Here is a 12,456-nt window from a genome sequence, read left to right on the forward strand (position 1 = left end):
AAATCCAAATCGAGAAAATAGTTATTTGATTTTCCATTCAAATAAGAATTAGAAACTTGCAAATCGAGGAATTTCCAAGTATAAGTAGCATTTAAAGCAAGTGTATTTTTTTGTGCTAGTCCTTCGTAGGTTGTGTCTCCAACAAAATTGCGGCGAGCGTAATATGAGTTAAGCACGAGATTTGGGAGAAGGTTTTTTTGATAACCAAGTTGAATTTCTGTTTCGTAGGTGTTTTTATTTGCACGATGGTAGTTGGTATAATTTAATGATGCCGTAAGCCCTGTTTCATGATAAAAATAAATATCCGTTAGAAGTGCTGGAATGCGGTCGTATTCGTAGTTTTTTGTTTTCATATTGTTGCTTGTATAACTTATACTAAACATCAATAGATTTTCTATTTCAGGATTTTGGAGCGAATCAGACTTAGGGATTTCTTGAGCAAAGCCTTGCGCTAGAATTAGAAGGAGTAGAAGAGTAGTGTAGATTTTAGGCATTGCCATTTAATGAGATATTTTAGTTTATCTTCTTCTAATTGGTCGTCTGGATATTTTTGATCTGCGAATAGCTTTCTTGATTTGCTGCTTACGAGCCATAGTGGCCTTTTTTGTTGCTAATTTTAGTGTTGTTTTATTTTTTGTTAAAGATGGAACTGTTTTAACAGTAGTTTGTGGTTTTTTTGGTGCAGTTGTTTTTTTCTGTGTTTGCGCATTTAGATTTTTAAATCCAAATAAGCTGAGAAATAAAACAAAACCGATAATTTTAGTAAACTGCATAAATTTGTAATTAAACAAAGATAATAAAAAGAGTGAAGCTACACCAAAGATGTAGCCTCACAATAAAATATAAGAGAATTACTCGTCGGTTAAGATACGTGTGCCTAACTCAATAATTTCAGTTACGCCATCAATTGTAACTTCAGCCAAGTTGTCGCAAGTTCCATCTCCATAGTTAATCAATATTTCAGTTCCGTCAGCTTTATTAATTTTTACGATTCCCGCAACGTAAAAACGGAAACAGCCTTCTTGGTATATTCTTATGAGTGGTTCAATAATTTCAGAAGAGAAAGCTATTCCGTCAGAAGTTACACCATTAGAAAATCCTGTAACTTCAACACGGTTATCAGCAAATCCCCATGTGTCAGCACCTTCTGATATTAAACGATTTCTTTCAGATTGCCAAGTAATGGTACCTGAGCCATCGGCTAAAATTATTGAACCGTCAGTTATAAATGTGCTACTGTATGTTCCGTCTTCATTAAATGAACCTGTATAAGTTTTAGTTCCTGTTAGTTGGTTGTCATCTACAAAATAGTTGTCAAAGGTATAAGTAGCTGTTACTTCGCTCCAAAAGTAAAATCCTGTACGTTCAATAATAATTTTACCACGACGTAATTTCCCATCAGCACCTTCACAGTTTTCTTCACCAAAATCGATAGTTATGACACGAGAGTCTTCGTTATACTCACGGGTAATGGTTGTACATTCTGATAGACGGTAGCCGGCAGAGATTTCTGTAGATTTTGTGTTGTCAGCAGCTTCAGCCTCTTCGCCAATCTCAATTACTTCATCGAAAAGGGCTGTAGCAAGAGCTTCATCTTGAACTTGTGCCAAGGCTTCTTCTGCTGTTAAATCAAGTGTTTCATCTGTTTTTTCACAAGATGCAAGGAAGGCTAAAGAGAGAGTCATCGTAAGAATGATGAGGAAGTTTAAGTTTAGTTTTTTGTTGTTTTTTGTTTTCATTTATCAAAAGTTTTAGTTATTGATTATTTAATTATTTTCATAGTAGCTAATCCAAATAACATATCTGTTTGAATTAGTTTGCTGATGCAATACTAAATAATGAAAATGAAGCGAAAATGAAGAATGTATTTTTTTTGTTTTTAATAGAGCTATTTAATACTGAATAGCTGTTCTTGGGTTCTGTAGTAAGTTCCCGATTCTAGTTTGTTTACATCTGATCCGAAATATAGTCCAAGAGCTTCGTCATAATTTGTATAGGGATAATAATCTATTAATTTCACCTTACCTTCGTCAAGTCTCATAAATATCTCTAAGAGGTTATTCGCTCCTGAAATATCATCAAATAATTCTGTAGGAATTTCCGGTAAATAAATATTGTCGGTTTTAGGACTACGTATCATCCACTTAAATCCTGTTGTTTCAAAGCTTATTTCTGCAATACTGTATTCCGTATTAACAGATTCTATAATAGGAAATTGTCCGTATAAAGTTGTGATTTTTAAATCGGCATCAAGTAAATTAATATCCTCATTTAGTGTTGGAGAATAATACCAGTTTGTAAATGTTTGATTGTCTTTTTCGTATTGAAAATTTTGTACATAATGACTCAGGTAACGTTCGAAGGTAGGAGTAAATATATTGAATGTTGAAGAAGAGAAAACGCTAAAATTATCCAAATTAAAAATTTCCACTGGCTTACCATATAAAATAGTATTATCCCAAGCTTGAATACTAGCATGTTTTATTTCTGCCAAATTTATATTTTTATCGAAAGTATACTTTATCATATTGCTATTTAGGGTGGTAAAATCTATGGTATAATTTGTTTCGGTAGGGATACGTTCTATTTTATATGATGCATTATCTCCATTTTGAAAACAAGCATAAAATAGCTCAATAGCCTCAAAAGTTTCGCCTCCCAAATCTGCAGTTGTTGCAGGTGTTTCAAATGTGCTTAAAGTAAATGCTTGGATTTGTGATTTTGCAGTACGACTTACAATATCGAAATCGGGAATATTACTAAAACTGAGATTTACAGTAGAATTTGTGGTTTCGGTTTGTTTTAGGTTATTATCAGTAATTCTAATTGTTTTTCCAAAAGGAACATCATAAAAGCTTTTTATGCTTAACTCTCCATCTGTTGTTTCGTTTAGTAATATAAAATGAAGGTTTACAGCACCGCTAATGATATCTTCGCCTCTAAGAATTTCTTGATAAAATGAACCTGAAAGCTCTATCTTTTGCGGTATCGATTCAGGGTTTTCAAGGATTAAAATATATTTCGCTTCTGGTCTCAGGTTTACGTCAACATATAAATTAAAAAGCAGATCATCAGGATTGTATAGTTTTGATTTATTGCAGGAACTGCTTAATATTAGTAAGAGTAGTAATAGAATATAGATTGTTTTATTTTTCATGGGATGCTAACTGTTGTAAAATCTATTGTACGTAAAAACGTAAATAAAGTTAATGTTTTTTGTTTTTAACAATAATTTTATAAAATATAATCCTCCTACATTTGGTACTTTGAAAAAACTATTACCTTTGCAGTATTATTTGTGGAAAGATTTGATTTGCTTGCAACCACTGAAAAAAATGCTAAAACAATGCATTCTCTGCTGTTCTAGCCAATCAAATCAATTTATTTTTTTTAAAAAACATGCCGATGAGCTATTTATTTACATCAGAATCTGTTTCTGAAGGACATCCCGATAAAGTATCTGATCAAATTTCAGATGCGCTACTTGATAATTTTCTTGCTTTCGATCCAACTTCTAAAGTTGCAATTGAAACTTTAGTTACAACAGGTCAGGTGGTATTGGCAGGAGAAGTAAAGTCAAAAACCTATGTTGATGTGCAAAATATTGCACGTAAAGTGATTAATAAAATTGGTTATACCAAAAGTGAATATATGTTTGATGGAAACTCTTGCGGAGTTTTATCGGCTATTCATGAGCAAAGCGATGATATAAATCGTGGAGTAGATAAAGAGGATAAAGAAGATCAAGGAGCCGGAGATCAGGGAATGATGTTTGGTTATGCTTCTCGTGAAACTGAAAGTTATATGCCATTGTCTCTTGAGCTGTCTCATCTTTTATTGATGGAATTAGCTGCTATTCGTCGTGAAGAAAAGCAAATGACTTATTTACGTCCCGATTCAAAATCACAGGTAACCATAGAATATTCAGATGACCATATCCCACAACGTATTGATACAATCGTAGTTTCTACGCAGCACGATGAATTTAATACTGATGATGTGGCGATGGTTAATAAGATTAAGGAAGATGTGAAGACTATTTTGATTCCACGCGTAGTGAGTAAACTTCCAAAAAATCTTCAAGCCTTATTTAATGATGAAATTATATATCATGTAAATCCTACCGGGAAATTTGTAATCGGAGGTCCTCATGGTGATACCGGATTAACGGGTCGTAAAATTATTGTAGATACTTATGGAGGAAAAGGGGCTCACGGTGGTGGTGCTTTCTCGGGAAAAGATCCGTCTAAAGTCGACCGTTCTGCTGCTTATGCTGCTCGACATATTGCTAAAAATATGGTAGCTGCCGGTGTTGCAGACGAGATGTTGGTGCAATTATCGTATGCTATTGGAGTTGCCGAACCTGTTGGCGTTTTTGTGGATACTCACGGAAAGTCTAAAGTTTCTTTAAGTGATAGTGAGATTGCTGAAAAAGTAAAGAGTATATTCGATTTACGTCCTGCTTCTATAGAGAAGAGACTGAAACTTCGTAATCCAATTTATTCAGAAACAGCTGCTTATGGTCATATGGGTCGAACTCCAAAGGTAATTACTAAAGTTTTTGATTCTCATTATTCCGGAAAAGTGGAAATAGAAGTGGAGTTATTTACTTGGGAAAAGCTTGATTATATTGATAAAATTAAGACGGTTTTTAGTTTGTAATAAGTCCGTTAGAAAAAATACAAAAGCCCAATCCGTTATTTAACAGATTGGGCTTTTTTGAATCAAGTTTTTCTTAATTCGTTTTACCGGGATAAACTTTTAAAGCTTCTTCCAAAACTTTCATCGAAGCGGCTAAATCTGTTGTATTTAAAACATACGAAATACGAACTTCGTCTTTGCCTGATCCTTCAGTAGAATAAAAGCCACTTGCCGGAGCCATCATTACAGTTTGTTGTTCATAATTGTAGTCTTCGAGCAACCATCTGCAAAACTTATCGGAATCATCAATAGGTAAACGAGCTACAACATAAAATGCTCCTTTAGGATTTGGGCAAAATGCTCCGGGAATTTTATTAATCATTTCCACAACAATGTTGCGTCTATTTAAATATTCATTTAAAACTTCGTCAAAATATTCTTGTGGAGTTTCAAGAGCTGCTTCACTGGCAATCTGACCAAAAGATGGAGGGCTTAATCTCGCTTGTGCAAATTTCATCGCGGTAGCCATTACTTCTTTATTCTTAGAAATTACACAGCCAATACGGAAGCCGCAAGCGCTATAACGTTTTGAAACAGAATCGATTAATATACTGTGTTGCTCTAATCCTTTGAGGTTCATTACAGAATGATGTGTGTTGCCATCATAAACAAATTCTCTATAAACTTCATCGGCAATAAGGTATAAGTCATGTTTTAAAGCAATTTCTTTTAAGGTGTTTAATTCTTCTTGGCTATACAAATATCCCGTTGGATTATTGGGATTACACACCATTATTGCTTTTGTTTTTTCGTTTACGGCTTTTTCAAACTCAGCGATAGGAGGTAAGGCAAAACTTCCTTCAATATCGCTTTTAATGGGGCGGACACTTACTCCTGAATTAATAGCAAATCCATTATAATTAGCATAAAATGGCTCTGGAATAATAATCTCATCACCCGGATCCATAATGCTTTGGATTGCAAACAGTATTGCTTCTGATGCACCTGTTGTAACAATAATCTCATCGGCAGTAATGTTGATATTTTTTGTTTCGTAATACTTAGCCAATTTTTCGCGATAGCCTATATGTCCGGCAGAATGACTGTATTCTACCACTTTTTTGTCAAAATTACGAATAGCATCTAAAGCAACTTTTGGTGTTTTAATATCGGGTTGCCCAATATTGAGGTGATACACTTTTACGCCTCGTTTTTTTGCTGCTTCTGCATAAGGAACCAACTTACGAATAGGAGATTCCGGCATTTTCTTTCCTTTGGTTGATATTGAAGGCATGTCTTTAGTTTTAAAAAAATCCCGATGAATATTCATCGGGACAAAGGTCTGAAATTTTTTGTTTGAATTATAAAAACTTAAGCATATTATTGTTGATATACGCTATTAGTTTGTTTTACTGCTTGCCTTTGCAACAACTTCACCTTGAATCCGAACCACTACCATAGGTTTTTTTGCATTGGAGAATATACTAATTGTTTTATTAAAACGTCCGATTCTACGAGTGTCGTATTTTACTTTAATAGTGTCTTGTTGTTGACTTAATAAGGGCTCACGTGACCATTCAGGAATAGTGCAACCACAAGAAGAGCGTACTTTTGAAAAAATCAGAGGTTCTTTTCCGATATTTTTATAAATGAAATTATGAGTTCCATCAGAATTTTGTTCAATAGTACCATAATCATAAAGTGTTTCTTCTAAAGAGATGATCGGTGCATCCGGGTTTTTAGCTGCAGTAGTAGTTGTTTGTGCAAAAAGAGAAGCGCTGCCAATTAGTGTAACGATAAGAATAAATAATACTTTTTTCATGATAAACAAATTAATTTTATATTGTTAATGTACTCACAAATGTAACTTTTTAATTTAGAAAAACAAAAGTGTTTTCGGATAATATCTAAGATAATTTACATGCGTTCAGGTACATTTATACCAAGTAAGATCATAGCTCTTTTAATATTTTCCGATACAAATAGTGAAAGTAATATTCTAAATTGTTTCTTTGTTTTGTCTTCTTCTTTTAAAATAGGTATTTCTTGATAAAACTTATTGTATGTTTTTACTAAATCGAAAATATAATTACTTATTAAAGCAGGGCTGTATTGCTCTCCTGCCTGTTTTATAATTGATGGGTAGTTATATAAATGCTTAAGTACATTTTTTTCTTTTTCATTGAGTATTGTTGGCCACGAACTTGAATTCTTGGCTTCTCCGGCTTTTCGTAAAATCGATTTGATTCGAGCATAAGTATATTGTATAAATGGACCGGTATTACCGTTAAAATCAATCGATTCTTCGGGGTTGAACATCATTTGTTTTTTAGGATCTACTTTTAGAATAAAGTATTTTAAAGCTCCGAGGCTAACAGTTTGGTATAACTCCTGTAATTCTTCTTTGGAAAAACCAGATGTTTTTCCAAGTTCTTCGGTAGTGGCTTTAGCTGTTTCGTACATTTCTTGCATAAGCTCATCGGCATCTACTACCGTACCTTCGCGCGATTTCATTTTGCCGTGAGGGAGTTCTACCATACCATATGATAGATGTTCAATACTGCTATACCAAGGTTTTCCTAAATTTTTTAAAACACGTTTCAAAACATCGAAATGATAATTTTGTTCATTACCAACAACGTAAATCATTTTATTGGCATTATATTCATCGTGACGTAGTTGTGCTGTTCCTAAGTCCTGAGTCATATACACCGAAGTCCCATCAGCACGAAGCAAAAGTTTTTCATCTAAGCCTTCATTGCTTAAATCGCACCAAATGGAGCCGTTTTCTTTTTTAAATAAAATACCTTTTTCAAGACCATCCAAGACCAACTCTTTTCCTAATAAATAAGTCTCAGATTCATAATATGTTTTATCAAAATCGATACCCATATTTTTATATGTAATATCAAAACCATCATAAACCCAAGCATTCATCTTTTTCCAAAGTGCTCTGATTTCAGCATCGTTTTCTTCCCATTTAAGGAGCATTTCTTGTGCCTCTTTAAGTAGTGGGGCTTCTTTTTCGGCTATCTCTTTTTCTACACCTTTAGACTCGAGTTCCGCAATCTCTTCTTTGTATTTTTTATCGAATAAAACATAAAAATTGCCTACCAGTTTATCGCCTTTGGCATTTGCTAATTCAGGAGTAATAGAATTGCCCCATTTTTGCCAAGCTAACATCGATTTACAGATATGAATACCTCTATCGTTTACTAAATTTACTTTAATAACATTCTTGCCGTTTGCTTTTAATATTTCTGATACGGAAAAGCCTAAGAGGTTATTTCTGATATGACCTAAATGTAGAGGTTTGTTTGTATTGGGTGAGGAATACTCAACAATAACTTTGTCGTTTGTATTAATTTCTTTATGCCCAAAATTTTTATTTTCGAAATTTTCTTTGAAAAAGTCAATATAAATATCATCGGATATAATAAGATTTAAAAAGCCTTTAATTACTTCAATATCAGCAATAAAACTTTCGTTTTCTTTTAGAAAATTACCTATCTCTTGAGCTGTTTCTTCGGGTTTCTTTTTTGAAAGACCACCAAAACCAAATACAACTATAGTATAATCACCCTTTTGGTCTTTACGAGTTTGCTGTATAGGTATTTTATTTGCTTCGATACGAGTTCCGTATAACTTTTCAATAGCATTTTGTGCTGCTAATATAATTCTGCTTTCAAGATTCATTATTTGTATTTTGGGCTGCAAAGATACACATTTAAGTATTTTTTAACGTATTGTAAGAATTGATTTTATCCAAAGAAATCTGCTTTAAAATTAAGCAGGTATAATTTTTTGGTGGCGCGTGTAAGTGCTGTATATAACCAGCGACCATATTCTGTATTAACCATTTCATCGGTTATATAGCCTTGTTCTACAAACACAACGTCCCATTGTCCGCCTTGGGTTTTGTGGCAAGTCATAGCATTGGCAAATTTTACTTGTAAAGCATTGAAAAATGGATTGGATTTTGTTGCGTTTATGCGGGCAGCCCGACTTTTTAAATGGGAATAGTCTTCCATAACGCTCTGAAATAGTTTGTTATTTTCCTCATAAGTTAAAGCAGGTCCTTCGCTCATAATGGTATCGAGTAGGAGAGTTACTTCAACTTCCGGTTCGTCGGGATAATCTACTAATCGAACACTAACTTCGGCAAATTCAAAGCCGTAAAAAGATTTATATCCTTTCAATCGTTGAATCTCAATAATATCGCCATTGGCAATAAAACCGGCTTTGCTTTCTTCAGATAACCAATGGTAGTTGTTTTTTACTACCATCATTAAATCACCTGCCTGAATAGTTCCTTCTCTAAATAGTATTCTATTTCTAATTTCTCGATTAAAAATGTTTGCTCTTTTATTGGAGCGAGTTATTATTACAACATTTTCTTCTCCATGTTGACTATATTCCTCGTTTAGTGCATCTTCCAAATTTTCGCCTGTAAGAGAGATAATATCTTTAAAATTTGATAAATTAAAAAATGGAGGTAAGAAATTATTCTTTCTAATCTGATTTCGGATTTGCGTTGCGTTTTCTAAAATACCGGAATCGTGTTTTTGTCTTACTACTTCGGTTAATTCTGTTTGATATGTTTTTAGGTTAAAGAAATGTTGTAATTCTTCTAAATCTAAAGCAGGACTGAGCTCTAATCCTACCGGTGGAAGCTGAGCCGTATCGCCAATTAACATTAAATAGCAATGCTGTTTATTGTAAATAAATTGAATTAGGTCGGAGAGTAAATCCTGATTGCCAAATAGTTTCCCGTTACCGCCGGTTTGCATTCCGGGAACCATAGAAGCTTCATCGACAATAAAGAGTGTATTTCGATGTTTATTTTCTTTTAATCGGCTTATAAGCTGACCCGATTTGTTTATTTGATTGTAATAAATTTTTTTGTGAATTGTAAATGCCTGTTTGCCCGAATAGTACTGTAATACCTTTGCTGCCCTTCCGGTTGGAGCTAAAAGAACGGTTCGCATTTTTATAGTTGGCAAACTTTTTACCAAGCTACGTACGAAACTGGTTTTTCCCGTTCCTGCATAACCTTTTAAAATAAATGCTTTATTATAGTCTTCATCGTTTAAAAAACGACTAAAAGATTTGATTAAATTCTCTTGATCCGCAGTAGGTTCGTGAGGAAAATATTTTGTAAGAATACGATTTACTAAGTTTAAATTCATGTTTTTGTTAAAAGGGATATCCAATACCAAAGTTCCAAAATATATCGGAGAATTTAGTTTTGTCAAAAACTATTCTTTTGCCTGACTCTCTTGCAGGATCGCGAAATTTTACAGCAGCATCAAGGCGGATAATAAAAAATTCAAAATCGAATCTAAATCCTAAACCTCCATCAACGGCTAACTGATCAGTAAAGTTGTTCCACTTAAAATTACCATCGGGAAATAGTTCGTTTTCTTTCAATAGCCATATATTTCCTACATCGGCAAATAAAGCTCCATTCAAATACCAAAAGAGAGGAAAGCGGTATTCAACAGATGCTTCTAATTTTATTTCTCCCATTTTATCAAATTCATTGATACTATTTTCTGAATAGCCTCCGGGACCTAATGTTCTGTATGCCCATCCTCTCATCCCGTTGGCACCGCCAGAATAAAATCCTTTTTCAAAAGGTAGAGCTGATGAGTTTCCATAAGGAATTCCTATACCGATAATGGTTCTGTAGATAAAACCATGTTTATTTGGAAGAGCATAGAAATGTCTAAAATCTATTTCGCCACGAACATATTGTGCATGTCGAATACCAAACAAAGTGTAGTACCCTTCTGGATTGAGTTCTACATTAGACATATCATTTATTAATGAAGCCAGGTTTCCAGCTATCTCAAAACGAAAAAGTAAATAGGTGAAATTTTCCCATTTGTTAGATTTCTGTGTATTGTAAATTAAGCTGTATTTCAATGCCGCAATAAAATGATCGGTATATTGATCTTTGTAACGGATATTGGTAAGAGTATCTAAATTTGCTTGAAATTCCGGTGAAGGGAAAATTTTTATTATACTTAAATCTACCGGAAACAAACGATGTAAGGAGTGTTGTCCTAAATCCCATTCGTAACCAAAAGAGGTGTTTGCTATATGGCGTTGATAGCTAGGGCGTGTTTGAAAATTATAACTTAACTGGAAAATGCTTTTTGGAGCCAAATATTTTGAAAAACGGATTTTTTTTCCGGGAGTTAAAAAGTTTGGTGTTCGTAAACTTAAATAAAGACCATATTCCATAGTGTTAAAAAGCAGATTGTCATTAGTGGTTTCGTAGTTGCTATATGTTCTGCTTTCTAAAGCCGTTGATAAACGAAGACTAATCATTTCTCCGCCCCTAAATAAGTTGCGATTTGAATAAACTAAGTTTCCACGTAAACCTAAATCGCCCGAAGTGTTTGTAACGTCGGTTTCAATGGTATAAGATTGTGTTTTTGTTCTTGATAATCTGATGGAAACATCTAATGGAAGGGTATTAGATTTTGTTGTAATACTATCTTCAGTAAAACTGATATTAACGTATTTATAAATTGGAAAACGATTTAGCTTTTGATATGATCTTTTTAATTCTTTTACATTGAATAAGGAGTTATTTTCTAAAAAAATAGATTGACCTATAACTTTAGGTCGGATTTTTAAAGTGTTGTAATAAATAAAATAATACTTATCAAAGCTATTATCTCCTCTGTCGGAAGGAATATTTATAAGCAGTGTGTCCGGTTCATAATCAAAAATAGCTAAAGGGTCGTAGTTAGGATAAATATAAATATCTCTTATCGAATAGAGTTGATGTTCTTGTGCTTTTGTGGAATCGTTTTTTATTTTAGCAGGTATATTAATTTCAGCAATTATTGATAAGCTTTGGTTGTTGAAAGCACTATCCACACTATAATTTATATAGTTTTTGTTAAATCGATAATATCCAATAGACCGTAGATGTTCTGTAATCCTGTCTCTTTCGTCATCAAGAAGATACGAGTTGTATACTTCTCCTTCTTTAATCAGCGTTTCATTTGAAACGGAAGCTATTTTTTTTAATATGTTTGTATCAGTTGATATCCACTCAAAGTGGTTAATTGTATAAGGTTTATAAGGTTTAATTATGTATTCAACAGTAGTTTTTTTGTCTTTGGTTTTATAGTTAATATCTATTTCGGTATTGAAATAAGATAGGTTGTTTAAAAATGATTTCATTCTTTTGGCAGATTCTTCCGAAGAATACTTGTCGAGAAAAACAGGCTCGTCTCCAAAAACACGTAAAATCCACTTATTGAACCAGCCTTCTTTATCTTTAAGTGCGTAATATATTCCAACGTTATTGTAGAAAAAACCTAAAAATTTTGGTGTTGGCTGCTGTATAATATAGTCTTCTAAAGGAGCTGAGCGAATAGACTTATCGGTATAGATTATGTTATTTTTATGCAGTAGATATTCGTTATCAGCCAAATTCTTGCTTACATTACAAGCACTGAGCATTGTGAGCATTAAACCAATTAATAAGGGATATGTTTTACTTATTTTCAATGTATGTAAATGAATAGTGAAAAAATAGCCTTACGAAAATACAATTAATTAATCATTATCAGGTTTTTTTGGAATTCTTTTACGTGGTGGACGCCCTTTAGGATAAAAAGTGCTGCTTTCGTTTGATTTTCCGGAATTTAACCTTTTTTCGCGTATCTCTCTTGTGAATTTTCTTACTTCTCTTTTTGGAGTATCACTTTTGGAAGAGTTGCTTGATTTTTCATCGGAGTCATTATAAGATTTTTTAGGTTTTCTGTCGTCAGATTTTTTATACTCTCTTCT

Annotated in this window: 11 protein-coding genes; 1 reads left to right on the forward strand and 10 read right to left on the reverse strand. The window is 33.3% G+C overall.

What is annotated here, in order from left to right; translation table 11 throughout:
- The 4 genes from J7K39_10095 to J7K39_10110 all read right to left on the reverse strand — a co-directional run.
- On the reverse strand, positions 1-500 hold a 500-nt coding region (locus tag J7K39_10095), incomplete at its 3' end, for a hypothetical protein (GenBank protein ID MCD6180239.1).
- A gap of 18 nt (positions 501-518) precedes the next feature.
- A complete protein-coding gene (locus J7K39_10100) occupies positions 519-773 on the reverse strand; it encodes a hypothetical protein (GenBank protein MCD6180240.1) in 255 nt (84 codons plus the stop codon).
- Positions 774-851: 78 nt separating this feature from the next.
- On the reverse strand, positions 852-1,739 hold the full coding sequence (locus J7K39_10105) for a hypothetical protein (GenBank protein MCD6180241.1): 888 nt from the start codon (positions 1,737-1,739) through the stop codon (positions 852-854).
- A 149-nt stretch (positions 1,740-1,888) separates the two neighbouring features.
- Positions 1,889-3,157 carry a hypothetical protein gene (locus tag J7K39_10110; protein ID MCD6180242.1) on the reverse strand — a complete coding sequence of 423 codons (1,269 nt, stop codon included), beginning with the start codon at positions 3,155-3,157 and terminating at the stop codon, positions 1,889-1,891.
- A gap of 248 nt (positions 3,158-3,405) precedes the next feature.
- Between J7K39_10110 and metK the strand changes: the two genes are divergently transcribed.
- Positions 3,406-4,662 (forward strand): methionine adenosyltransferase, encoded by a 1,257-nt coding sequence (gene metK / locus J7K39_10115; protein ID MCD6180243.1) that lies wholly within the window; start codon positions 3,406-3,408, stop codon positions 4,660-4,662.
- A 73-nt stretch (positions 4,663-4,735) separates the two neighbouring features.
- Here the strand turns inward: metK and J7K39_10120 are convergent, their stop codons facing one another.
- From J7K39_10120 to J7K39_10145, 6 genes are all read right to left on the reverse strand, one after another.
- Entirely contained in the window at positions 4,736-5,935 is a 1,200-nt protein-coding gene (locus J7K39_10120) for a pyridoxal phosphate-dependent aminotransferase (GenBank protein MCD6180244.1), read from the reverse strand.
- 105 nt (positions 5,936-6,040) lie between these two features.
- On the reverse strand, positions 6,041-6,463 hold the full coding sequence (locus tag J7K39_10125; GenBank protein ID MCD6180245.1) for a DUF1573 domain-containing protein: 423 nt from the start codon (positions 6,461-6,463) through the stop codon (positions 6,041-6,043).
- Positions 6,464-6,558: 95 nt separating this feature from the next.
- Positions 6,559-8,337, reverse strand: coding sequence for an arginine--tRNA ligase (locus tag J7K39_10130; protein MCD6180246.1), 1,779 nt, complete (start codon positions 8,335-8,337; stop codon positions 6,559-6,561).
- A gap of 65 nt (positions 8,338-8,402) precedes the next feature.
- Positions 8,403-9,830 (reverse strand): AAA family ATPase, encoded by a 1,428-nt coding sequence (locus J7K39_10135; protein MCD6180247.1) that lies wholly within the window; start codon positions 9,828-9,830, stop codon positions 8,403-8,405.
- A 7-nt stretch (positions 9,831-9,837) separates the two neighbouring features.
- The gene (locus J7K39_10140; GenBank protein ID MCD6180248.1) at positions 9,838-12,135 is read right to left on the reverse strand and encodes a BamA/TamA family outer membrane protein; all 2,298 of its coding nucleotides are present in this window, start codon (positions 12,133-12,135) and stop codon (positions 9,838-9,840) included.
- Between the two features lie 87 nt (positions 12,136-12,222).
- Positions 12,223-12,456, reverse strand: a 234-nt coding sequence (locus tag J7K39_10145; GenBank protein ID MCD6180249.1) for a hypothetical protein, incomplete at its 5' end; no start/stop codon positions are given.

Source organism: Bacteroidales bacterium, assembly GCA_021157585.1.
Taxonomy (GTDB): Bacteria; Bacteroidota; Bacteroidia; order Bacteroidales; family UBA12170; genus UBA12170.